Origin of the sequence: Serinicoccus chungangensis, from assembly GCF_006337125.1 — a bacterium.
Taxonomy (GTDB): domain Bacteria; phylum Actinomycetota; class Actinomycetes; order Actinomycetales; family Dermatophilaceae; genus Ornithinicoccus; species Ornithinicoccus chungangensis.
This window is the reverse complement of record NZ_CP040887.1, coordinates 1,122,934-1,145,774: the sequence shown is the minus strand read 5'-3', so window position 1 is coordinate 1,145,774 and position 22,841 is coordinate 1,122,934. Positions and strand designations below refer to the sequence as shown.

The 22,841-nt window shown below is 73.8% G+C and carries 22 protein-coding genes; 8 read left to right on the top strand and 14 right to left on the bottom strand.

Features of this window, described 5'->3' with window-relative positions; all coding sequences use genetic code 11:
• The first annotated feature begins 74 nt into the window (after positions 1 to 74).
• Both FHD63_RS05160 and pknB read left to right on the top strand, forming a co-directional pair.
• A complete protein-coding gene (locus FHD63_RS05160; RefSeq protein ID WP_158296708.1) occupies positions 75 to 1,343 on the top strand; it encodes a LysM peptidoglycan-binding domain-containing protein in 1,269 nt (422 codons plus the stop codon).
• Between the two features lie 70 nt (positions 1,344 to 1,413).
• A complete protein-coding gene (pknB, locus tag FHD63_RS05155) occupies positions 1,414 to 3,372 on the top strand; it encodes a Stk1 family PASTA domain-containing Ser/Thr kinase (RefSeq protein WP_139720686.1) in 1,959 nt (652 codons plus the stop codon).
• A gap of 37 nt (positions 3,373 to 3,409) precedes the next feature.
• Here pknB and FHD63_RS05150 read toward each other — a convergent pair whose 3' ends face one another.
• From FHD63_RS05150 to FHD63_RS05135, 4 genes are read right to left on the bottom strand one after another with little or no spacing between them, the layout of a single operon-like run.
• A complete protein-coding gene (locus tag FHD63_RS05150; RefSeq protein ID WP_139720684.1) occupies positions 3,410 to 4,003 on the bottom strand; it encodes a molybdopterin-dependent oxidoreductase in 594 nt (197 codons plus the stop codon).
• A complete protein-coding gene (locus FHD63_RS05145) occupies positions 4,000 to 5,067 on the bottom strand; it encodes a threonine aldolase family protein (protein ID WP_139720682.1) in 1,068 nt (355 codons plus the stop codon). The genes FHD63_RS05150 and FHD63_RS05145 overlap by 4 nt, the downstream gene beginning before the upstream one ends.
• Before the next feature lies 1 nt (position 5,068).
• A complete protein-coding gene (locus FHD63_RS05140) occupies positions 5,069 to 6,436 on the bottom strand; it encodes a class II 3-deoxy-7-phosphoheptulonate synthase (protein ID WP_174964899.1) in 1,368 nt (455 codons plus the stop codon).
• Positions 6,437 to 6,479: 43 nt separating this feature from the next.
• Positions 6,480 to 7,370, bottom strand: a complete 891-nt coding sequence (locus FHD63_RS05135) for a lysophospholipid acyltransferase family protein (protein ID WP_139720680.1) — start codon at positions 7,368 to 7,370, stop codon at positions 6,480 to 6,482.
• Between the two features lie 121 nt (positions 7,371 to 7,491).
• Between FHD63_RS05135 and FHD63_RS05130 the strand changes: the two genes are divergently transcribed.
• The gene (locus FHD63_RS05130; RefSeq protein WP_139720678.1) at positions 7,492 to 7,968 is read left to right on the top strand and encodes a hypothetical protein; all 477 of its coding nucleotides are present in this window, start codon (positions 7,492 to 7,494) and stop codon (positions 7,966 to 7,968) included.
• Between the two features lie 52 nt (positions 7,969 to 8,020).
• On the opposite strand, the gene FHD63_RS05125 is transcribed toward FHD63_RS05130, so the two are convergent.
• The 3 genes from FHD63_RS05125 to FHD63_RS05115 are packed head-to-tail and all read right to left on the bottom strand — an operon-like array spanning position 8,021 to position 10,721.
• Positions 8,021 to 8,707, bottom strand: coding sequence for an endonuclease/exonuclease/phosphatase family protein (locus FHD63_RS05125; RefSeq protein ID WP_139720676.1), 687 nt, complete (start codon positions 8,705 to 8,707; stop codon positions 8,021 to 8,023).
• Positions 8,708 to 8,751: 44 nt separating this feature from the next.
• Positions 8,752 to 9,768 (bottom strand): ROK family glucokinase, encoded by a 1,017-nt coding sequence (locus FHD63_RS05120; protein ID WP_139720674.1) that lies wholly within the window; start codon positions 9,766 to 9,768, stop codon positions 8,752 to 8,754.
• Complete coding sequence (locus FHD63_RS05115) at positions 9,765 to 10,721, bottom strand: ROK family glucokinase (RefSeq protein WP_139720673.1); 957 nt, start codon at positions 10,719 to 10,721, stop codon at positions 9,765 to 9,767. Before FHD63_RS05115 ends, FHD63_RS05120 begins: the two co-directional genes overlap by 4 nt.
• Before the next feature lie 72 nt (positions 10,722 to 10,793).
• On the opposite strand from FHD63_RS05115, the gene FHD63_RS05110 reads away from it, so the two are divergent.
• The gene (locus tag FHD63_RS05110; RefSeq protein ID WP_170215588.1) at positions 10,794 to 12,587 is read left to right on the top strand and encodes an AMP-dependent synthetase/ligase; all 1,794 of its coding nucleotides are present in this window, start codon (positions 10,794 to 10,796) and stop codon (positions 12,585 to 12,587) included.
• Positions 12,588 to 12,670: 83 nt separating this feature from the next.
• Here FHD63_RS05110 and FHD63_RS05105 read toward each other — a convergent pair whose 3' ends face one another.
• Complete coding sequence (locus tag FHD63_RS05105; protein WP_238705773.1) at positions 12,671 to 13,018, bottom strand: hypothetical protein; 348 nt, start codon at positions 13,016 to 13,018, stop codon at positions 12,671 to 12,673.
• A gap of 116 nt (positions 13,019 to 13,134) precedes the next feature.
• Here FHD63_RS05105 and FHD63_RS05100 point away from each other — a divergent pair, with 116 nt between their 5' ends.
• Positions 13,135 to 14,955, top strand: coding sequence for a DEDD exonuclease domain-containing protein (locus tag FHD63_RS05100; protein WP_139720671.1), 1,821 nt, complete (start codon positions 13,135 to 13,137; stop codon positions 14,953 to 14,955).
• A 44-nt stretch (positions 14,956 to 14,999) separates the two neighbouring features.
• On the opposite strand, the gene FHD63_RS05095 is transcribed toward FHD63_RS05100, so the two are convergent.
• The 6 genes from FHD63_RS05095 to ctaE all read right to left on the bottom strand — a co-directional run bounded on the left by FHD63_RS05095 (position 15,000) and on the right by ctaE (position 20,187).
• Positions 15,000 to 15,281, bottom strand: a complete 282-nt coding sequence (locus tag FHD63_RS05095) for an Lrp/AsnC family transcriptional regulator (RefSeq protein WP_139720669.1) — start codon at positions 15,279 to 15,281, stop codon at positions 15,000 to 15,002.
• Between the two features lie 23 nt (positions 15,282 to 15,304).
• On the bottom strand, positions 15,305 to 15,640 hold the full coding sequence (locus FHD63_RS05090; RefSeq protein WP_139722984.1) for a metallopeptidase family protein: 336 nt from the start codon (positions 15,638 to 15,640) through the stop codon (positions 15,305 to 15,307).
• Between the two features lie 103 nt (positions 15,641 to 15,743).
• The gene (qcrB, locus tag FHD63_RS05085; protein WP_139720667.1) at positions 15,744 to 17,552 is read right to left on the bottom strand and encodes a cytochrome bc1 complex cytochrome b subunit; all 1,809 of its coding nucleotides are present in this window, start codon (positions 17,550 to 17,552) and stop codon (positions 15,744 to 15,746) included.
• Positions 17,549 to 18,646 carry a cytochrome bc1 complex Rieske iron-sulfur subunit gene (qcrA, locus tag FHD63_RS05080; protein ID WP_139720665.1) on the bottom strand — a complete coding sequence of 366 codons (1,098 nt, stop codon included), beginning with the start codon at positions 18,644 to 18,646 and terminating at the stop codon, positions 17,549 to 17,551. The genes qcrB and qcrA overlap by 4 nt, the downstream gene beginning before the upstream one ends.
• Positions 18,647 to 18,649: 3 nt before the next feature.
• Positions 18,650 to 19,453 carry a cytochrome bc1 complex diheme cytochrome c subunit gene (gene qcrC, locus FHD63_RS05075; RefSeq protein ID WP_139720663.1) on the bottom strand — a complete coding sequence of 268 codons (804 nt, stop codon included), beginning with the start codon at positions 19,451 to 19,453 and terminating at the stop codon, positions 18,650 to 18,652.
• Between the two features lie 56 nt (positions 19,454 to 19,509).
• The gene (ctaE, locus tag FHD63_RS05070) at positions 19,510 to 20,187 is read right to left on the bottom strand and encodes an aa3-type cytochrome oxidase subunit III (RefSeq protein ID WP_476748628.1); all 678 of its coding nucleotides are present in this window, start codon (positions 20,185 to 20,187) and stop codon (positions 19,510 to 19,512) included.
• 95 nt (positions 20,188 to 20,282) lie between these two features.
• Between ctaE and FHD63_RS05065 the strand changes: the two genes are divergently transcribed.
• The 3 genes from FHD63_RS05065 to FHD63_RS05055 are packed head-to-tail and all read left to right on the top strand — an operon-like array spanning position 20,283 to position 22,794.
• Complete coding sequence (locus tag FHD63_RS05065; RefSeq protein ID WP_139720661.1) at positions 20,283 to 20,705, top strand: response regulator transcription factor; 423 nt, start codon at positions 20,283 to 20,285, stop codon at positions 20,703 to 20,705.
• Complete coding sequence (gene trpD, locus FHD63_RS05060) at positions 20,702 to 21,799, top strand: anthranilate phosphoribosyltransferase (RefSeq protein WP_139720660.1); 1,098 nt, start codon at positions 20,702 to 20,704, stop codon at positions 21,797 to 21,799. Before FHD63_RS05065 ends, trpD begins: the two co-directional genes overlap by 4 nt.
• Positions 21,800 to 21,822: 23 nt before the next feature.
• Positions 21,823 to 22,794: a quinone oxidoreductase family protein gene (locus FHD63_RS05055; protein ID WP_139720658.1), complete on the top strand. Its 972-nt coding sequence runs from the start codon at positions 21,823 to 21,825 to the stop codon at positions 22,792 to 22,794.
• Positions 22,795 to 22,841 lie beyond the last annotated feature (47 nt).

Here is a 22,841-nt window from a genome sequence, read left to right as displayed (position 1 = left end):
CGGGTCACCTTGTCCCCCCACGTCCCGGGAGTGTCCCATCTACCGTGCTTCACAGCCGTCACTGGAGGAACGACGTGAGCCCGCTCTTCGCCGCCCTGCCCCCGGGCGACCTGCCGTCCCTGGCCTATGTCGCGCCCACCGGCGTGCACGCCACCGCACCGCTGGACACGGTGGTGCGGACCCGGAAGGACACCACGCACACGGTCGCGCCCGGTGACACCGTCTACGACCTCGCCGAGCGGTACGACGTCAGCGCGCGGGCCATCGTCCGCGCCAACGACCTGCGCGACGGCGGGCGGTGGATCATGCCCGGCACCACGCTGCGGATCCCCTCCGGCGGCGGGACGGCCACGTCCACCCCGGCGCCCTCACCCTCCTCGTCCCCCGCGACCGGGAAGCAGCCCGCGGCGAAGGGCACCGTCACGGTCCGTGCGGGCGACACCCTCTCCCACCTCGCGGTGCGTCACGGCGTGAGCATCAAGGACCTCGTCGCGGTCAACTCCATCGCCAACAGCCGGCTCATCTACCCCGGCCAGGTGCTCCGCCTGCCCGGGACCGCCGCGGAGCAGCAGCGTCCCTCCGGCGGCACCGCGGCGCCTGCCGCACCCACCTCCTCGTCGAAGGCCCGCAGCGTGACGGTGCGGGCCGGTGACACCCTCAGCGGGATCGCCGCGCGGCACGGCGTCACCGTCGCCGACATCGCCAGGGCCAACGGCCTGGCCGACACCCGGCTCATCTACCCCGGCCAGAAGCTGCGCCTCGGCGGGTCCAGCCAGGCCGCGAGCGTGGGGACGACCCGGACCACCGCTCTGGACCGCCCGTACGACGAGTCGACCATCGGGGACCACCGGGCCGGGGAGAAGGTGCCGGACACCTTCCTGCACTACCGCTACAGCGACGGCATCGCCCGGTCGGCCGCGGCCAACCGCGACTACCTCGCCGAGGTCGACGTGCCGAGCCGGTCCGCCGTGCGCGACCTCATCGTCCGGACCAGCGAGCGCCACGGCGTGGACCCCACCCTCATGCTGGCGCTGTCCTACCAGGAGTCGGGCTGGAACCACCGGGCCGTCTCCCCCGCCAACGCGATCGGCGCCATGCAGGTCATCCCGAGCTCGGGCCAGTGGGCCTCCGGGCTCGTGGGGCGCGAGCTCAACCTGCTCGACCCCGAGGACAACGTCACCGCCGGCGTGGTCATCATGCGTACCCTGCTGCGCTCGGCCGGGAGCACCGACGAGGCCATCGGGGGCTACTACCAGGGCCTGGCCAGCGTGCGCCAGCACGGTCTGTTCGCCGACACCCGGCAGTACGTCCGCAACATCAAGCACTTCCAGCGGACCCTCTGAGGCCCGGCCGCGGGCATACCGACGGCGCACGTCCCACGGTCGGACGGCCGCCCTCCGTAGACTCTGGGGCGTGACCGCCCCGACCTCCACCCTCCTCGACCGCGTCATCGACGGTCGCTACCAGGTGGAGGGCGAGCTCGCCCGCGGTGGCATGGCGACGGTCTACCGCGCCCGTGACCTGCGCCTGGACCGTCCGGTCGCGCTCAAGGTCATGCGTCCCGACCTCGCCGAGGACGACGCCTTCGTACGGCGCTTCGTCGCCGAGGCCCGGGCCGCCGCCCGCCTGTCCCACCCCCACGTCGTGGGGGTCTACGACCAGGGCGAGGACGGGGACGTCGTCTTCCTCGCGATGGAGCTCGTGGAGGGCCCGACGCTGCGCGACGTCATCACCGCGCACGCGCCGATGTCCACCCGCCGGGCGATGGCCCTGCTGCTGCCGGTCGCCGAGGCGCTGGCCGAGGCGCACCGGCGCGGCCTGGTGCACCGCGACATCAAGCCCGAGAACGTCCTGCTGGCCGACGGCCGCGAGAGCGGGGTCAAGGTCGCCGACTTCGGGCTCGCCCGGGCGGTGTCCGCCGCGGGCCGGCAGGCGAGCTCGGAGCTGGTGTGGGGGACGGCCGCCTACCTCGCCCCCGAGCAGGTGGAGCAGGACGCCGTCGACGCCCGGACCGACGTCTACGCCGTCGGCCTGCTCCTCTTCGAGCTGCTGACCGGCCGCAAGGCGTTCCCCGGCGGCGACCCGCTGCGGGTGGCCTACGAGCACGTCCACGGCAGCACCCCCTCCCCGCGCGCGCTCGCCGGGACCGTCCCCGCGCCGGTCGACGCCCTGGTGCGCCGCGCGGCCGCGACCGACCCCGCCGCCCGGCCCCGCGACGCGGCCCAGCTGCTGGCGCAGATGCGGGACTGCCTGCGCGAGCTCGACGACCCGCAGCTGGACGCTGCTCCCGCCCCACCGGGGTCGACGGCCTGGGGCGCCGACGACGCGGACCTCACCCAGGTCGTGGCGGGCGCGGGCGACTCCACCCGGCACCTCCCGGTGTCGAGACCCGGCCCCGCCGAGGGGCACTACGCCCGCACCACCGGCAACCGGCCGTCGCGACCGCCCGCGCCGACCCGCGTGACGGCGCCACGACCGTCCCGGCGCCGCGGCGGGGTCGTGCTCTCCCTGCTGCTGGTCGCGCTGCTCGGCGGCGCCGGCTACGCCGCGTGGTGGCTGCTGGACGGACCCGGGGTCCACTCCCCCATGCCCGTCGTGGTGGACCTGCCCGAGGCGCAGGCGCGTGCCCTGCTCGACGCCGAGCAGCTCGACCCTGTCATCAGCTACGCCTACTCCGAGCAGGTGCCCTCCGGGGTCGTCATCTCCGCCGAGCAGCAGGCCGGTCAGCAGCTGCGCCACGGCACCGACGTGCCGGTGGTCGTCTCGCAGGGGCCGGAACGGTATGCCGTACCGCCGCTGGCGGGGCTGAGCGTCGAGTCCGCGCAGGAGGCGTTGAGCGGGGCGAACCTCACGCTCGGGGCGCAGACCCGCCAGCACCACGAGAGCGAGCCGGAGGGCCGCATCCTCAGCAGCACGCCGGCGGCCGGCGAGCCGCTGCCCCCCGGGGGCGAGGTCGCGGTCGTCGTCAGCGACGGGCCCGCCCCGGTGGCCGTGCCGCAGGTCACCGGGCGCACCGAGCAGGAGGCGACGGCAGCGCTCGTCGACGCCGGTCTCACCGTGACCGTGGCGCCGGAGCGGGTCTTCGACGAGGACATCGCCGAGGGGTCGGTGGTGAGCCAGGCCCCCACCTCGGGCACGGTCGAGCGCGGCAGCACCGTCACCGTCACCGTGTCGAAGGGTCCCGAGCTGGTGAGCGTCCCGCAGGTCGTGGGGCGACAGTTCACCGCGGCGGAGGAGGAGCTCGTCGAGCTGGGTCTGGTCGTGGAGCGCGACGACGTCCGGGGCGGCTTCTTCGGCACGGTCCGCGAGCAGTCCGTCGAGCCCGGCGAGCAGGTGCCCCGGGGCACGGTGGTCGTGCTCGCTGTCGTCTAGGTCCCGACGGACCGACGGCCGCCGCTGGCACCCGGCCTCAGCCCTGGTGCGCCCACCGCTCCTCCTGGTCCACCCGGGCCCGCGGGTGGTAGCCGTGCGACTCCCACCACCCCTGCTGCGGCTGCCGGTGGTAGGTCACCTCGACGAGCCACTTCGGGCCCTTGAAGCCGTAGAGGTGGGGCAGCACGGCCCGGGCCGGCCACCCGTGCTCGGCGGTGAGCGGGTCGCCCTGCACGCTGTGCGCGACGAGGGCGTCCGGGTGCTGCAGGTCCGCGAGGAGGACGCTGGAGGCATACCCCCGGGCCGCGGCCAGCAGCACGTGACCGGCGTCCGGGTGCGGCGGGGCCAGCGCGAGCACGTCCCGCATCCGCACGCCGCCCCAGCGCAGGTCCCGGACGCTGTGCCGGTCGACGCAGTGCAGGCTCGCGGACACCTCCACGAAGGGCAGGTCGGCCAGGTCGTCCCACGTCAGCACGGTGACCCCGCCGTCGAGGGTGTCACCGGCGATCCGCAGGGTCCAGTCGTCGGGGTCCAGGCGCGGCACCCGGCCGTAGTGCGAGGGCCGCCAGGTCCGGGTCGCCCGCTGCCCGGGGGGCAGCGGGCTGCCTGGCTCGCCCCCGGCGTCGGTCACGGAGTGACGCCGCCCCGGTCCAGCAGCTCGAGCAGGACACCTTCGGCGTGCTGGGTCATCGGGTCGTCGACGTCGAGGTGCCAGACGTAGCGGGCGTGCCGGGCGTCGGTGGGGTAGCCCAGCACCCCCCGCTCCCCGGCGGCGGCCACGAAGTCGGCGGCGGCCCATCCGGCCGCGCCCACGTCGAGCACGAGGATGTTGGTGTGCACCTGCTCGGGGTCGACGACGCCGGGAGCGGCCCGGCCGACCGCCCGGGCCACGGTCGCGGTGCGACGGTGGTCCTCGGCCAGCCGGTCGAGCTGGTGGTCCAGGGCGTAGCGCCCGGCCGCGGCCAGCAGACCGACCTGGCGCATGCCGCCGCCCATGCGCTTGCGCAGGATCCGCGCCTGCGCGATCCGGTCCGCCGAGGCCACGAGCAGCGAGCCGACCGGCGCGCCGAGCCCCTTGGACAGGCAGACCGACACCGTGTCGGCGCAGGCTCCGTAGTCCGCCAGGGCCACCCCGGTGGCCACGTGCGCGTTCCACAGGCGCGCCCCGTCGAGGTGCACCCCGACGCCGGCCGCCCGGGTCCCCTCGCGCAGCCGCCGCAGGTCCGCCAGCGGCTGGACCGTGCCGCCGCCGAAGTTGTGGGTGTTCTCGACGACGACGCACGCGGTGCTCACCTGGTAGGCGCCGCCGTCGGGCACCATGACGGCGAGCGCGGTGTCGACGTCCAGGCGCCCCCGGTCGGCGACCCAGCTGCGCGTGGTGATGCCCGAGAAGGCCGCCGCGGCCCCCAGCTCGGCCCGCAGGACGTGCGCGAGGTGGTCGCTGATGACCTCCGTCCCGGGACCGGCGTGCAGCCGCAGCCCGATCTGGTTGGCCATCGAGCCGGTCGGCATGAAGAGCGCCGCCTCGTGCCCCAGCAGCGCGGCGACCCGCTCCTCCAGGGCCGCCACCGTCGGGTCCTCGGCGTAGACGTCGTCGCCGACCTCGGCGTCGACCATCGCCGCCCGCATCCCCGTCGTGGGACGGGTCAGCGTGTCCGAGCGCAGGTCAGCGGTCGGTCCGGCGGGCCCACCCATCTCAGCGGCCGCCCCGCTCCAGCATCTCGGCGACGAGGAAGGCCAGCTCCAGGCTCTGCTGGTGGTTGAGGCGGGGGTCGCACAGCGTCTCGTAGCGCAGCCCCAGGTCGTCGAGGTCGACCGGGGTCGTGCCGCCGACGCACTCGGTGACGTCGTTGCCGGTCAGCTCCACGTGGATGCCCCCGGGATGGGTGCCCGCCTCGGCGTGCGCGGCGAAGAAGCCGCGCACCTCGTCCACGACGTCCTCGAAGCGGCGGGTCTTGAAGCCGCTCGGGGAGGTGAAGGTGTTGCCGTGCATCGGGTCGCACACCCAGGCCACCCGCCGCGCGTCCTCGCCGAGCGAGGTGAGCAGCGACGGGAGCACGTCCCGGATCGTCCCCGCGCCCATGCGGGTGATGAAGGTGAGACGCCCCGGGGTGCGGTCGGGGTCGATCCGGTCCATGAGCGCCAGCACGGTGTCGCGGTCGGCGGACGGGCCGAGCTTGACCGCCACCGGGTTCTGGATCCGGGAGACGAAGTCGATGTGCGCGCCGTCCAGGTCGCGGGTGCGCTCGCCCACCCAGACGAGGTGGCTGGACGTGTCGTAGAGCAGCCCGGTCCGGTGATCGCGGCGGACCATGGGGCGCTCGTAGTCGAGGACCAGCGCCTCGTGCGCGGAGTAGAACTCGACCCGACGCATCTCCTCGGCGTCGGCGACGCCCGAGGCCTCGAGGAAGCGGACCGCCCGGTCGATCTGCCCGGCCATGAGCTCGTACCTCGCCTGCGCCGGCCCGGTGAGGAAGCCCTTGTTCCAGGCGTGCACGCTGCGCAGGTCGGCGAAGCCGCCGCTGGTGAACCCGCGGACGAGGTTGAGGGTGGCCGAGCTCGCGTGGTAGCACCGCAGCAGCCGCTCGGGGTCGGGGCGGCGCGCCTCGGGCGTGAACTCGAAGCCGTTGACCATGTCCCCGCGGTATGCCGGCAGGGTCACCCCGTCGCGCGTCTCGGTGTCCGAGCTGCGCGGCTTGGCGAACTGCCCGGCCATCCGCCCGACCTTGACGATCGGCGTCCCCGCGCCGTAGGTGAGGACGACGGCCATCTGCAGGATCGTCTTGATGCGGTCCCGGATGTTGGGACCCGTCACGTCGGCCAGCGTCTCGGCGCAGTCGCCGCCCTGGAGCGTGAAGGCCCGCCCGGCCGCCACGTCGGCCATCCGCGAGCGCAGCTGGTCGCACTCCCCGGCGAAGACGAGGGGCGGATAGGTCCCGAGCACCGACAGGGTCTGGGCGAGGGCCGCGGGGTCGTGCCACGTCGGCTGCTGGCGCGCGGGCAGGTCGGGCCAGTCGATGTCGGGGCCACCGGAGGTGGCCAGGCCGGTCAGGTCGGTGCTCACCGCTCCATGGTAGGAGACGGCAGGTGGTGGTTCTGACGCCGCGTCACGCCTCGGGGGCGTCCTCGTGCTCGGTCCGCCGCCGCGCCCGTCGCTCGGCGAGGCTCTCCTTGGCCTTCCCGGTCGCCCCGGCGATGTCCTCGCGGGCGTGGCTCAGGCCCTCACGGGCCTTCTCGCCCGCGTGCTCCAGACCCTCCTTGGCCCGCTCCGTGGCCTGCTCCAGACCGGCCCGGGCCTGCTCGACCCCGGACCGGGCGCGGGCGGCGAGGCGCTCCTTGACGCTCGCGGCGTACTCGTCGACGTAGACCTGCCCGGAGAGCCGCTGCAGCTCGGCCATGACCTCGTCGGTGATCTGTCGCAGCACCGCGTGGTCCTCGGTGCGCCCGGCGTGCTCGGGCCAGGAGAGCGGACGCCCGACACGCACCCCCACCTGCACCACGTTGGGGATCTTCTGTCCCGTCGGCTGCGCCTTGTCGGTGTCGATCATGGCGCACGGGATGATCGGCACGTCCGCCTCCAGCGCCAGCCGGGCCATGCCGGTCTTGCCGCGGTAGAGCCGGCCGTCGGGACTGCGGGTGCCCTCGGGGTAGATGCCGAACAATTCCCCACGGCGCAGCACGTGCAGGCCCTGCTCCAGCGCGGCCATCGACGCCGAGCCCCCGGAGCGGTCGATGGGGATCTGACCGGTGGAGGTGAAGAACAACCGGGTGAGCCAGCCCTTGACGCCGGTCCCCGTGAAGTACTCCATCTTGGCGGGGAAGGTGATGCGGCGGTCCACCAGGAGCGGGAGGAAGATCGAGTCGGAGAACGACAGGTGGTTGCTCGCCAGGATCGCCGCGCCCGTCTGCGGCAGGTGCTGCTTGCCCTCGATCCAGGGACGGAAGACCGCGCGCAGCGGGGGCCCGACCACCAGGTGCTTGAGGATCCAGTAGATCATCGGGCGTCCTCCTCGGGCCGTGTCGTCCGCCGCGCTGCGGGCGCCGGTGTGCGCGCCGACTCTACCCCCGGGAGCCCGGCACCGCGTCGGACCGAGCCGGGCACCGTGCAAGACTGGTGGGGTGAGCCCCCGCAGCCCCGAGGACGGCCCGGCCGACCCTGAGGTGGACCGGGTCTTCCGCGAGATCGTGGCGGGCCTGCGCGGGGAGCACGACGCGCAGCACGGGGGCACGGTCAACCCGCCCTGGCCCCCGGCCGCGGACCAGGCGCCGACCCCCGCGCGCCCCTCGCACCGCGGCCCCACGACCCCGGAGGGCATGGCGACCGACCACCGGTCCTACGAGCCGCCCGAGGAGGAGGAGCACTTCGTCCCGCCTCCGCCCGAGCCGCTGCCGGCCGGCGACCTGCACTTCTGGGGCATCGTCGTGGGGCTCGTCGTCGGCCCGCTGCTGGTCGTGCTCTCGGCGGTCGTGCCCGTGCTGCCGCCGGCCTTCGCCGGCGTGGGCGCGCTCCTGGCCATCGGGGGGTTCGTCCTGCTGGTGCTGCGCCAGCCACGGCGTCGGCCGCCCTTCGACGGGGACGACGGCGCCCGCGTCTGAGCCTGCCCGCGGGGGTGTCCCTCCCGGCCTGCGGACCGGCGTCGGGTCGCCCTCAGACCTCGAGGTCCACCCAGACCGGCAGGTGGTCGCTCGCCTCGCGCACCGGCATACCGTCCAGCAGGGCGGGGTCCCCGGGCTCCGCGCCACGGTGGCCGCGGGCGAACACCGCGTCGATGTGGCGGTGCGGCTGGTGGGCCGGGAAGGTCGGCCGGTCGTCGCTGACCTCCTGCAGCCCGTCGGCCAGCATGCGCCACGCGGCCCCGTCGCGCTCCTCGTTGAGGTCGCCGCCGAGCACCACGGGCACGTCCTCGGAGCCGGCCCGCGCCGCGGCGAGCTCGGCCAGGACCGTGCCGGTGTGCTGCTCCCGCTGCTCGGCCCGCAGGGACAGGTGGACGGACACGACGTCCACCTGGGGTCCCTCCGGCAGCCGGACCCGGGTCGTGGTGTAGCCGCGCGGGTTCTCCCGCAGCCCCACGCGCAGCCGGCGGTCCACCGAGTCGGCCGCGGTCACCCGCAGCGAGGTCATGAGGCCGGTGCCGCTGAGCAGCCTGGTGCGCCCCGACCAGAGCAGGTCGCAGCTGCGGGCGAAGGCGCTGACGGCGTACTCCGAACCCGGGTGACGGGGCAGCTCCTGCAGCAGCAGGACGTCGGGGCGGATCGCGCGGACGACCGCGGCGGCCGCGTCCGCGCTGTCCTTGAGTCCGCGCAGGTTGTAGCTGGCGACGCGCAGGGAGGGCATGGGCTCATCCTCCCCCACGCCCCCCGCGGACCCGGTATGCGGGGTCACCCGGACCCGGCGCGGTGCGGGGAGGCCGCCCCGTCGGGGTGGCGGGCCAGGTCGGCCGCGCCCACGAGACCGGCGCGCTGCCCCAGCCGCGCAGCCAGGACCGGGGGGACCGGGCGGTGGCCGCGGCCGACCAGGGTGCCGGCGAGGGTCTCGCGGGCCGGGTCGAGCAGGAGGTCGCCGGCCAGGCTGACGCCACCCCCGATCACCACGGTCCCCGGGTCGAGGGAGCCCACGACACCCGCCAGCCCCGCCCCGAGCCACCGCCCGACCTCGGCCAGGATCCTCCGGCTACTGGGGTCCCCGTCCCGCGCGGCCCGCCACACGTGCTCGCCGGTGACGTCACCATCCGGGCCGGCGCGCAGGGCCGCGGCCGGCGGACCCCCGACCCGCAGCACCTCCCGGGCGAGACGGGCGAGCGCCCGGCCCGAGGCGTACTGCTCCCAGCACCCCTGGTTGCCGCACTCGCAGCGCAGCCCTCCCGGGACCACCTGCTGGTGCCCGAACTCCCCGGCCAGCCCGTGGCGCCCGCGCTGCAGCCGACCGTGGGTGAGGATGGCACCGCCGATACCGGTCCCCAGCGTCAGCACCACCAGGTGGCTCTCCCCCTGAGCGGCCCCGAACCGGTGCTCGGCCCACGCCGCGGCGTGCGCGTCGTTGTCCAGCACCACCGGCCGCCCCAGCCGGGCCGTGAGGGCGTCCCGCAGCGGCTCGTCCCGCCAGGACAGGTGGGGCGCGAAGACCACGCGGCCCCGGTCGGCGTCGACGAACCCGGCCGCCCCCACCCCGACGGGCACGAGGTCACGGACGTCGGACGGCACCTGCTGGAGGAGCTCCTGCACCACCTCGACGACGAGGTCCTCCACGGTGGCGGGCGCCGCCGTGCGCACCGGGGTCCGGCGGCGCGCCTCGGAGGTGACCCGTCCCTGCGCGTCGACCAGCCCCGCCTTGACGTGCGTGCCCCCGACGTCGACACCGACGGCCAGGACGGCGCGGCCTGGCGCCGGGACGCTCACACCCGGCGGGAGGCGAGGTCCGCCGCCCCGATCATCCCTGCCTCGTTGCCGAGCTCGGCCAGCACCACCGGCGTGATCTCGCGGTGCCCGCGCCCGGTGAGGTGACGCCCGAAGGCGCGTCGGGCCGGCTGCAGGACGAGGTCGCCCGCCGCCGAGACCCCACCGCCGATGACGAGCAGCCCCGGGTCGAGGATCGCGGCGAGGGACGCCAGGCCCTCCCCGGCCCAGCGGCCGACGTCCTCGAGCAGCTCCTGGGCCGCCGGGTCGCCCGCCTGCGCCACCTGGGTGACCATGACCCCGGTGAGGGCGGCCGGGTCTGCGCCGCAGGCGTCCGACAGCGCGCCCGCGTGCGGGCTCCCACCGGCCACGAGGTCGCGCGCTTCCCGCACCAGGGCGCTGCCCGAGGCGTACACCTCCCAGCAGCCCTTGTTGCCGCACCCGCAGCGGTGCCCGTCCGGGACCATCCGCATGTGGCCGACCTCGGCCGCCATCCCGTGCGTGCCCCGGACCAGCTCCCCGTCCACGACGATGCCCCCGCCGACACCGGTGCCGAGGGTGATGAGCACCATCTCCTCGGCGTCTCGTGCGGCGCCGAAACGGAACTCCCCCCACGCAGCGGCGTTGGCGTCGTTCTCCAGCACCACCGGCAGCCCGGTGGCCCGCTCGAGCCGCTCCCGCAGCGGCTCGTCCCGCCAGGCGAGGTTGGGGGCGAAGACGACGAGGTCGCCGGTCCGGTCGATGAAGCCGGCGCACGCCACCCCCACCGCCTCGATCGGCCGGTCCGGGCCGAGCCGCTCCGCCAGCTCGCGCAGGAGGTCCGCGACGGCGGTCACGATGTCGTCCGGCGCCTGCGCCGGGGTCTCCCGCAGCGCCTGCTCCAGGATGGTGCCGTCCTGGACCGCGCTCGCCGCGATCTTGGTGCCTCCGATGTCCACGCCGACGCAGGTCCTCACTCCTGCACCCTATCGGGCGAGGGTAGGGTGAGGCCGCCCGAGTGAAGCCGATCCGCGAATGGGAGCGTCGTCGTGTCCGAGGTGTCCGTCCCTCCCCTGGTGACCGGATCGGGGGCCGGCAACCTCGTGGACTACCTGCTCGGGTGGGCCTACCGGGAGCCGGCACGGGTGCTGGCCTCGGCCCGGGACGGGGACACCTGGCGCGACGTCACCGCCGTCGAGCTGCAGGGCCGGGTCGACCGCCTGGCCAAGGGCTTCCTCGCCGCCGGTGTCGGCGCGGGCGACCGGGTGGCGCTGATGAGCCGGACACGGCTGGAGTGGACCGTGACCGACCTGGCGCTGTGGAGCGTGGGGGCGGTGCCGGTGCCCGTCTACGAGACCAGCTCGGCGGACCAGGTGCGATGGATCTGCCAGGACTCGGGGGCGGTCGCCATGATCGTCGAGGACGCCGCGATGCGTGCCGTCGTCACCCGGTGCCGCGACGACCTGCCCGACCTGCGCGACGTGTGGCAGATCGGGTCGGGGTCGCTGGAGGAGCTGGCCGCAGCCGGGCTGGAGGTCGCCGACGACGAGCTGGAGGCGCGGCGCAGCGCGGTCGACCGGGGTGACCTCGCGACGATCATCTACACCTCCGGGACGACCGGGGTGCCCCGCGGCTGCGAGCTGACCCACGGCAACTTCATGGCCCTGGCCGACAACGCCTGCGAACGGCTGGCCGTCGTCGTCGAGGCCCCGGGCGCCGCCAACCTCATCTTCCTCCCCCTGGCGCACGTCTTCGCCCGGTTCATCCAGGTGGTCTGCCTGCGCGCCGGGGTGCGCATGGGCCACAGCCCGGACGCCCGCAGCCTGCTGGACGACCTGGCCGGCTTCGGCCCGACCTTCGTGCTCGCGGTGCCCCGGGTCTTCGAGAAGATCTACGCCGCCGCCGAGCAGCGGGCGCAGGCCTCGGGGCGGGCCGCCGTCTTCCGGTGGGCGGCGCGGGTCGCCGACGCCCACAGCCGCGCGGTGGACACCGGGTCGGTGGGACCCGTCCTGCGGGTGCAGCACGCCCTCGCCGACCGCCTGGTCCTGGGCCGGCTGCGCGCCTCCCTGGGCGGCCGGGTCCGCTACGCCATCTCGGGCGGGGCCGCGCTGGGGTCACGGCTCGGGCACTTCTTCCGGGGAGCAGGCATCGTCGTGCTCGAGGGCTACGGCCTGACCGAGACCACGGCACCGGTCACCGTCAACACCCCGGACCAGCTGCGCATCGGGACGGTGGGGCGACCCCTGCCCGGGGTCTCGGTGCGGGTGGCCGACGACGGCGAGATCCTCGTCAAGGGCGTCGGGGTGTTCCGCGGATACCGCCACGACCCGGAGGGGACCGCTGCGGTCCTGCAGGAGGGGTGGCTGCGCACCGGGGACCTGGGCGAGGTGGACGCCGACGGGTTCCTGCGGGTCACCGGCCGCAGCAAGGAGATCCTCGTCACCGCCGGCGGCAAGAACGTCGTGCCGGGCCCGCTCGAGGACCGGCTCCGCGCTCATCCCCTCGTCTCGCAGTGCATGGTGGTCGGTGAGGCCCGGCCCTTCGTCGCGGCCCTGGTGACGCTGGACGCCGACCTGTTGCCCGACTGGCTGGGACGCCACGGCCTGACCGGGCTGCCCCCCGAGCAGGTCGTCACGCACCCGCTCCTGCGGCAGGAGATCCAGGACGCGGTGGACGAGGCCAACGCCGCGGTGAGCCGCGCCGAGTCGATCCGCGCCTTCACCGTGCTGGCCGAGGACTTCACCGTCGAGGCAGGGACGCTCACCCCGTCGCTGAAGCTGCGTCGTCACGTCGTGGCCGAGGCGCACGCCGAGCAGATCGAGGCGGTCTACCGCCGACGCTGACGCCGGCCCGGACCCCGGGCCCTGGTCCGGGTCTGGGTCCTGGTCCGGGTCTGGGTCCTGGTCCGGGTCGGGGCCCGCGGACGTCAGCCCGCGGCGGCGCGGCGAGCCGGCTCGACGACCGCCCGGACGCCCTGCGCGTCGTCGGGCGTGACCAGCCCGGCCCGCACGAAGGCACCGACGGCCGCCAGCTCGTCGCTGTCCAGCCGTGCGGTCCCCGGCTGCCCGGCCGGCTCGGGCCCGTCCGGCGGCACCTGGGCCGTCGGGGCGGCCCGGGGGCGCGACACCGGCACCGGGTCCTCCAGCCAGAGGCGCCCGAGGACGGGCACGAAGCAGTCCCCGCAGTGGCGTCCGCGGACCGGGCACGTCTGACAGTCGATGAGCGTGACCGCCCGGTCGTGCGGGGTCGATGGTGTGGTCGGGTGCATGGACATGGGTCCACCTCCTTCATGACGACGACGCTAGGGGCGGGGACCGACATACCCCGCGACCCACCGCGCGGCCGGTGTCCTCCCGCGGTCTGTCGGTCCCCGCGCCTAGCCTCGGCGGTATGCAGACGCTGGACACGAGTCGGGGGCCGTCGGGCCCTCCTCCCGACCCGGGCCGCCCGGTGACCTACACGCAGCAGACCTTCGGCGACCTCGGCACCCCGTTGTCCGAGGTGACCTTCGTGGTCGTCGACCTCGAGACCACCGGAGGGTCGCCCTCCGGCTCCCAGATCACCGAGGTCGGTGCGGTCAAGGTCCGGGGCGGTGAGGTCCTGGGCGAGCTCCAGACGCTGGTCCGCCCGGCCACGCCCATCCCCGGGTTCATCACCGTCCTGACGGGCATCACCAATGCCATGGTGGTGGAGGCGCCGCCCATCTCCGTCGTGCTGCCGCAGTTCCTCGAGTTCGCCCGGGGCAGCGTCCTCGTCGCCCACAACGCCGGTTTCGACGTGGCCTTCCTCAAGGCGGCCGCCTCCGAGACCGGGCACCCCTGGCCGGCCTTCCCCGTCCTGGACACGGTGCGGCTGGCCCGCCAGCTCGTGCACAAGGACGAGGCCCCCAACCACAAGCTCGCCAGCCTGGCCCGGTTGTTCGGCTCGGTGACGACGCCCGACCACCGGGCGCTCCACGACGCCCGGGCCACCGTCGACGTCCTGCACGGGCTGGTCGAGCGGGTGGGCAACCTCGGGGTGCACACCCTCGAGGAGCTGCAGTCCTACAGCTCGCGGGTCAGCCCGGCGCAGCGACGCAAGCGGGTCCTGGCGGAGGGCATGCCGTCGGCGCCGGGCGTCTACGTCTTCCGCGACCGCGCCGGCACCCCTCTCTACGTCGGCACCGCCACCGACCTGCGACGGCGCACCCTCACCTACTTCACCGCCTCGGAGAACCGTCGCCGGATGGCGGAGATGGTGGGGCTCGCCGACTCCCTGACCCCCATCGTGTGCGCCACCGCCCTCGAGGCCTCGGTGCGGGAGCTGCGGCTCATCGCCGAGCACAAGCCGCGCTACAACCGCCGGTCCCGCCACCCGGAGAAGGCCGTGTGGGTGCGCCTCACCGACGAGCCGTTCCCCCGGTTGTCCGTGGTCCGCTCGGTTCGGGACGACCGCGCGCAGTATGCCGGTCCGTTCGGCTCGAGGCGGACCGCCGAGGCCGCCGTCACGGCCCTGCACGAGGTCCTCCCCCTGCGGCAGTGCACCCGGCGGCTCTCCGAGCGCTCGCCCGGTTCGAGCGCCTGCGTGCTGCTGGAGATCGGCCGGTGCGGTGGTCCGTGCGTCGGGGCGCAGAGCAAGGAGGACTACGCCCAGGTGGCCCAGCAGGCGGGACGCGCGCTGGTCGGGAGCACCACCGACGTCGTGGCCGCCCTGCGGTCCAGGCTGGACGAGCTGGCCGGCCAGGAGCGCTTCGAGGAGGCTCGCACGCTGCGCGACCGGATGATGGCCCTGGTGCGGGCCACGGCCCGTGGTCAGCGGCTGCGACCGCTGACCCGCTCCCCCGAGGTGGTCGCCGCCCGGCGGGGTGAGGAGGGCGGCTGGGAGCTCGTCTGCGTCCGCTACGGCCGGCTCGCCGGCGCCTGCCTCAGCCCGCGCGGTGCGGACCCTCTCCCCTACGTCGAGGCGCTGCGGGAGACCGCGGAGGTGGTCTCCCGGCCCGACGGGGGCGACCCGGCGGCGCTGCCGGAGGAGACCGAGCTGGTGCTGCGCTGGCTGGAGACCCCCGGCGTCCGGCTGGTGGACCTGGAGGGCGAGTGGACCTGCCCCGTGGGGGGCGCCGGCGCGAGCCGCGCCCTGCTCGAGCCCGGGGCGGCGTCGTGGTCGGCCACCGGCGACGTCCGGGAGCACCTGCCGCAGCCGGTCGAGCGACCGGTCGGCGCCCTGCCCGCCTGACGCGGGCCGACCCCGAGGTCGACGCGCGGTCCCCCCGGCGGGTCCTAGTGCTCCAGGCCGAGGGAGAAGCCGGCCTCGAGGTCGGAGGAGGAGTAGGCCCGGAAGGAGATGTGCGTGGTGGTCTCCAGCACCCCGCCGACCTTGTTGAGCCGGTCGGCGATGACGTCGGCGAACTCCTCGTGCCGGTTGACCCGCGCGATCGCGACGAGGTCGACGTCGCCGGTCACGGAGTAGACCTCCCGGATGCCCTCGATCTCGGCGATCTCCTGGGCGACCTCGGGGATGCGACCGACCTCGGCCTTGATCATGACGATGGCAGAAATCACCCGCTCACTGTAGCCCGAGGCGGTCAGCCCCACCCGAGCTCGTGCAGGCGGGCGTCGTCGATCCCGAAGTGGTGGGCGATCTCGTGCACCACCGTGACCGCGATCTCGTCCAGGAGCTCGTCACGATCGGTGCAGAGTCGCAGCAGCGGCCCGCGGTAGATGAAGATGCGGTCCGGCAGCTGCGCGCCCCAGTCCCGTTCGGTGAGCGGGATGCCGTCGTAGAGGCCGAGCAGGTCGGGCTCGTCGGGCGGGGGCTCGTCCTCGACGAGGAAGACGACGTTGTCGAGCCGTGCCATGAGCGGCTCGGGCACGAGGTCCAAGGAGTCCCCGACCGCGTCCTCGAACTCCTCCCGCGACATCACCAGCGGTTCCCCGGCCGGGTCCGCGGCACGGTCGCTGCCCGGACATGACCGCGCCCCGCCGTCCGTCTCCGGGGCGGGGCGCGGCCCGTCGGGCTCGTGCTCAGCGATGGTGCGGGGGCGCCTGGACCGCGGAGCCGTGCACATCGGTGAAGTCGTCGTCACCGGTGCTGTCGTTGACCGGCACGCCCAGCTGCGGGGTCGAGGACCCCTCGAGCGCGTCGTGCTCGCCGTGGTGGTGGGCAGCGGCCAGCTCCGCCGGCGTCACCGCCGTGACCGCGTCCTTGTAGAAGAACGAGGACACCGCCGCCTGCACGCCGGCGAGCGGGCCACGGCGTCGGGCGACCCCGCGGCTGTCGACGTCCGGGCCCTGGGTCAGACCCAGCGGCTGCGGCGTGTCGTAGTCCACCAGGGCCCAGCGCTCGAACTCGTCCAGCGGCTCGTGCGCCTCGAAGAACCGACCCTCGGGGGTGCGGACGATGCGCCCGGTCTCGTTGCCGTGCAGGACGCGCTCGCGGTCGTGCCGCTGCAACGACAGGCACAACCGCTTGACCACGAAGAACACCAGGACCGGGAGCACGAAGAACATGGTCCGGAAGAGGATCGTCAGGTCGTTGATCGACAACCCCAGCTTGATGGCCAGGATGTCGTTGACGCAGGCCAGCGCCAGCACGAGGTACATCGAGATGGCCGCCATGCCGATCGCCGTGCGGGTCGGGGCGTTGCGCGGCCGCTGCAGGACGTGGTGCTCGCGCTTGTCGCCGGTGACCCAGGCCTCGAGGAACGGGTAGGCACCCATCACCACGAACACCAGGGGGAGCAGGACCAGGGAACCCAGGAAGATGTTGAAGCTCCAGACGGTCCCGAAGAGGGTGAACTCCAGCCATCCCGGGAGCAGGCGCAGCGCGCCGTCGGAGAACCACATGTAGAAGTCCGGCTGGCTGCCCGCCGTCACCTGGGTGGGGTCGTAGGGCCCGTAGACCCACACCCCGTTGATCTGCACCAGGGCCGAGACCAGCGCGGTGATCCCGAAGACGACGAAGAAGAACCCGCCGGCCTTGGCGGCGTACACCGGCATGATCGGGAAGCCGACGACGTTGTCGTTGGTCCGTCCCGGCCCGGGGTACTGGGTGTGCTTGTGGACCACGACGAGGGCGAGGTGCAGGACGAAGAGCCCGACGAGGATCGCGGGGATGAGCAGCACGTGCGCGATGTAGAGGCGCGGGATGATGGACTCACCAGGGAACTCGCCGCCGAAGACGAGGTAGGTCATCCAGGTCCCGATGACGGGGGCCGACATCATGAAGCCGTACATCGCCCGGATGCCGGTGCCGGACAGCAGGTCGTCGGGGAGCGAGTACCCGGCGAAACCCTCGATGATCGCCAGCAGCGACATGACGACGCCGATGACCCAGTTGAGCTCGCGCGGCTTGCGGAAGGCGCCGGTGAAGAACACCCGGGCCGCGTGCAGCGCGATGCCGACGATGAAGAAGAGCGCGGACCAGTGGTGCAGCTGCCGGATGAGCAGGCCACCCCTGACCTCGAAGCTGATGTCGAGGGTGGAGGCGTATGCCTCGGACATGCCGATGCCCTTGAGTGGGACGTACTCGCCGTCGTAGACCACGTGGCCCATGCTCGGGACGTACCACAGGGTGAGGAACGTTCCGGTGAGGAGCGCGATGATCATCGAGTACATCGCGATCTCGCCGAGCAGGAAGCTCCAGTGGTCGGGGAAGACCTTCTTCAGGGCGAAACGCAGGCCCTTGGCGGTGCCGACCCGCTCGTCGGACCAGGTCAGTATCGACGGGAACTTCGCGTCCGGCGAGGACTGGTCGGTCTGGCTGGCCGGCCGCTCCGGCGGGGTCTCATCGGTGCGCAGGTGACCGGCACCCTGGGGGACGTGTGTCGTCATGTCTCCTCAACTCCCAACAAGCCCGGGCGCTCGCGCTCCCAGAAGCTCGGTCCGACGGGCTCCCGGAATCCTCCGGCAGCCACGATGTAGCCGTCGCCGTCGACGGTGATCGGCAGTTGGGGCAGCGCCCGCTTGGCCGGCCCGAAGATCACCTTGCAGTCGTCGGTCATGTCGAACGTCGACTGGTGGCACGGGCACAGCAGGTGGTGGGTCGTCTGCTCGTAGAGCGCCACGGGACAGCCGACGTGGGTGCAGACCTTCGAGTACGCGACGATGCCATCGAAGCCCCACTCCCGCTGCTTCTGGCTGGTGATGAGGGAGGGATCCAATCGAACCAGGATCACCTGGTCCTGGGCCTTGGCCGCCATGACCTCCTCCGCCCCGTGCTCCTCGATCGCCTCGTGGCCGACCCATCCGTCCGGCATGACGTGGAAGACCGACCCCGGCGTGACCTCCCCGGCCTGGATCCCGGCACCGGAGGGGTCGATGCGCAGCAGCGTCCCCTCCTGCCAATGAGTGGTGTAGAGCTCCGCGCCGGGACGCGGGCCCAGCCCGGCCACGGCCGGCACCACGACGGGCAGGGCGAACAGGCCCAGCGCACCCCCCGCCGAGCCGAGGATGGCCGAACGCCGGTTCAGCTGGGAGCTGCGCCATCCGTGCGACAGAGTCTGACCGACCGCGTCGCGGTCCTCCTGGCTCGAGGCCTGCGGGTGACGCTGCTCCACGACCTCCTCGTCTGGCATGAGCGTCTTGGCCCAGTGGATGGCCCCCAGCCCGATGCCGAGCAGGGAGAGGGCCATGGTCAGACCCAGGGCCAGGTGGTAGAGGTTGATCTCCCCGATGCCCAGCAGATAACCCTTGAGGTCCGGGTCGATGACGAAGTAGGCGACGACGAACGCGATGGACGCCAGCGCCGACAGCGTGAACAGCACGACGACCTGGATCTCGGCGCGCTTGGCGGCCTTGGGGTCCACATCGGCGCGGCGGGGCACGTGCGGAGGCAACCCCGGGTTCTCGAAGCGCTCGGTCCTCGCCGGCGCGCCGGCCTCTTGGCGGACCGCCGGTGCGGTCTCGTCGTGGTGGGGGTTCGTCATGCCTCAGGCCGCCTTTCGTCCGAGCCACACGGCAGCCCCGATGAAGACCAGGATGCCGATCGTCCAGGCGAAGAGGGCGTCGCCCGCCGGACCCAGGCTGCCCAGCGTGTGACCGCCCTGGTCGTTGGCGCCGTCCTCGACGCTCTTGAGGAAGGCGATCACGTCGCGCTTCTCCTCGGGGGTGATGTTCTGGTCGTTGAAGACCGGCATGGACTGCGGGCCGGTGAGCATGGCCTCGTAGATGTGCTGCTCGTCCACGCCCATGAGGGTGGGGGCGTACTTGCCCCGGGTCAGCGCTCCCCCGGTGCCCGAGGAGTTGTGGCACATCGCGCAGTTGGTGCGGTAGACCGCGCCGCCGTTGGCAGCATCACCCTGGGAGGCGTCGAGCCACTGCTCCTCCGGCACGTCCGGGCCGGGGGCGAGGGAGTCGACGTAGACGGCGAGGGCGGTGATCTCCTCGTCGCTGAAGTGCACCTGCGAGATGTTGCGCTTGGCCTGGACCCCCGGGGCGGGCAGCGGCATCCGGCCGGTGGCGACCTGGAAGTCGACCGCGGCGGCGCCGACGCCGTAGAGGGAGGGGCCGGCCTCGCCGTTGCCCGCGGCGTTGATCCCGTGGCAGGACGCGCAGTTGCCGAGGAAGAGCTCGCGGCCCTCGTCGAGCTGCTCCTGGGAGGCGCCCTCGGCCGAGGTCCCGGGCGGGACGTTGGTCTGCAGGGCGGCGTAGGCCGTGCCCGTGAAGGTCAGGCCCAGGAACAGGAGCACGAGCAGCGCCAGCGGGCTGCGACGGCGGGCGGCGAGGAAACTCACTCGGCGGTCCTTCCGGGGGTCGGGGACGGCGGGACGGGGACGGAGGCGCGGACGTCTCATTGCAGCAGGTAGATGACCGCGAACAACGCGATCCACACCACGTCGACGAAGTGCCAGTAGTAGGAGGTGACCACCGCACCGGTGGCCTGCGCGTGGGTGTAGCGCTTGGCGGTGAAGCTGCGGCCGATGATGAGGAGGAAGGCGATGAGCCCGCCGGTCACGTGGAGGCCGTGGAAGCCGGTGGTGATGAAGAAGACCGAGCCGTAGGGGTCGGCGGTGGGGGTGAGACCCTCCATGGTCAGCGTGGCGTACTCCCACACCTGCCCGGCGATGAAGGTCGCGCCGAAGAGGTAGGTGAGGGTGTACCACTCCCGCATGCCCCAGCCGGTGTCGCCCAGGGGGTTGCCGATGTGGAACAGGCTCCCGGTCCGGTGCGGGATGCCCCGCTCGGCCTTCCACACCCCGAACTGGCACCACACGGAGGAGATGACGAGGATCATCGTGTTGATGGTGGCGAAGGTGACGTCGAGGTACTCGGTGCGCTCGGCCCACAGGTCGGGAGAGACCGAGCGGATGGTGAAGTACATCGCGAACAGCCCGGCGAAGAACATGATCTCGCTGCCCAGCCAGACCATGGTGCCGACCGCGACCATGTTGGGCCGGGTCGCCGGTCCGTGCGCGGTCGCGTGGAACCGGTCGGCGTCGCTCAGGGTTGCTGCAGGAGATGTCGCCACAGGCCCATCTTAGGCCCATCGCGGCACAGCACGCGCGGCCACCCCGCCGCAGGCGCTCCTGTGCTTCCTCCGGGCGGCTCGGTAGGATCGCCGGCATGAGCACTCCCGCGGTCCCCTCCGCCTCCGGCGGCCTCACCACCACCTCCATCTCGGTCCTGCTCTACAGCAACGACCGCTCGGTGCGGGACGCCGTGCGCGTCGGCGTCGGCGAGCGACCGGCGGACGACGTGGTCATCGAGCGGTGGAAGGAGTGCGCCACGCCCGAGGTGGCCCTCATCGAGGCCCGGGACGGCGACTACGACCTGCTCATCCTGGACGGCGAGTCGCAGCCCTACGGCGGGATGGGCGTCTGCCGGCAGCTGAAGAACGAGCTCTTCGACTGCCCCCCGGTCCTCGTGCTGACCGGGCGCCCCGGAGACGGCTGGCTCGCGACCTGGTCCCAGGCCGACGCCGTCCTCTCCCGGCCCCTCGACGAGGCGCGGCTGACGGCGGCCGTCGCCGACCTGGCCCGACGGTGACCGACGGCGCCGACCGGACGGGCGGGGCCGGCGCCGCAGCCGTCACCACCACCTGGGCGGACGTCCTCAGCTCGTTGACGCGCGGAGAGGACCTCTCCAGCGGCACCACCTCCTGGGTCATGGACCAGGTCATGACCGGCGCGGCCAGCGACGCCCAGCTCGGCGGTTTCCTGACCGCGCTGCGCACCAAGGGTGAGACGGCGCAGGAGATGTCCGGGCTGTCGAGCACGATGCTGGAGCACGCGCACCGTTTCGAGGTGCCCGGGCCGACGGTCGACATCGTCGGGACCGGCGGGGACCGCGCGATGACGGTCAACATCTCCACCATGTCGGCCGTCGTCATGGCGGCGGCGGGTGCGACCGTGGTCAAGCACGGCAACCGCGCGGCCTCCAGCCGGTCCGGTTCCGCCGACATGCTCGAGGCCCTGGGCGTCCGCCTGGACCTCTCCCCCGAGCGGGTCCGGCAGGTCGCGCACGAGGCGGGCATCACGTTCTGCTTCGCCCTCACCTTCCACCCGTCGATGAGGTATGCCGGCGCCGTGCGCCGCGAGCTCGGGATCGGCACCGCCTTCAACTTCCTCGGCCCGCTGACCAACCCCGCCCAGCCGCGCTACGCCGCCGTCGGCTGCGCGGACGCCCGGATGGCCCCGCTCATGGCGCAGGTCTTCGCCGACCGGGGCACCCAGGCCGTGGTCTTCCGGGGTGACGACGGCCTGGACGAGATCACCACCGCGACCACGAGCTCGCTGTGGTGGGCGGACGACGGGGGCCGGGTGCACCCCCACGTCCTCGATCCCCGACGCCTCGGCGTCCCGCTGCATCCCCTCGAGGAGCTGCGCGGTCAGGACGCCGACCACAACGCCCGCGTGGCCCGCCGCCTCTTCGACGGGGAGACCGGCGCCGTGCGCGACGCGGTGCTGCTCAACGCCGGCACGGCGCTGGCCCTGGTCGAGGCGGGTGAGTCCTCCTCCCACCCCGACACCGCGGAGGAGCTGGACGGGGCGGTCCGCGACGGGATGCGCCGGGCGGCCGAGGCCCTCGACAGCGGTGCCGCCGCCCAGGTGGTGCAGCGGTGGGTCGCCGCGACCGGCTGACCGGCCCGCGATAGCGTCGCGGCATGCGTGCCGTCATCGTGGAACAGCCCGGAGGGCCGGAGGCTCTCACCCTCGTCGACCGCCCCTCACCCGAGCCCGGCCCCGGCCAGGTGCTCGTCGAGGTGGCCGCCGCCGGGGTCAACTTCATCGACGTCTACCACCGCTCCGGCGCCTACCCCCTGCCGACCCCGTTCGTCGTGGGCAGCGAGGGAGCGGGCACCGTCCGCACCGTGGGTCCGGACGTCTCCGGGGTCTCCGAGGGTGACCGGGTCGCGTGGGCCATGTCGCCGGGGACGGGCTACACCGACGAGGCCGTGGTGGCCGCCGACCGCCTCGTCCGCGTGCCGGCGGAGGTCGACCTCGAGACCGCGGCCGCCGTCATGCTCCAGGGGCTCACCGCGCACTACCTCTCCCGGACGACCTTCGAGGCCGCCCCCGGGCACACCGCCCTCGTGACCGCGGCCGCGGGCGGGGTGGGCCTGCTGCTCACCCAGCTGCTGGCCCGCGCGGGCGCCCGGGTCGTCGGCACCGTGGGCACGCCGGCCAAGGCCGACCTGGCCCGCGAGGCGGGCGCCCACGACGTCGTGCTCTACCGCGACGAGGACCTGGTCGAGCGGGTCAGGGAGATCACCGGCGGTGACGGGGTGCACGTCGTCTACGACGGGGTGGGCAAGGACACCTTCGACGCCGGGCTCGAGCTCCTGCGCCCCCGCGGCACCATGGTGCTCTTCGGCGCGGCCAGCGGCCCGGTCCCCCCGGTCGACCCCCAGGTGCTGAACCAGCAGGGCTCGCTCTTCCTCACCCGGCCCAGCCTGGCCCACTACGTCGCCGACCGGGCCGAGCTCACCGCCCGCGCGGACGACCTGCTCCACCTCGTCGCCGCCGGCGAGCTCGACGTGCGCATCTCGGCGCGCTACCCCTTGGCCGAGGCCCGTCAGGCGCACGAGGACCTGGAGGCCGGCGGGACGACCGGGAAGCTGCTGCTGGTGCCCTGAGACCGCTGGTGCCCTGAGACCAGGGCAGACCACGACGCAGGAGCGGG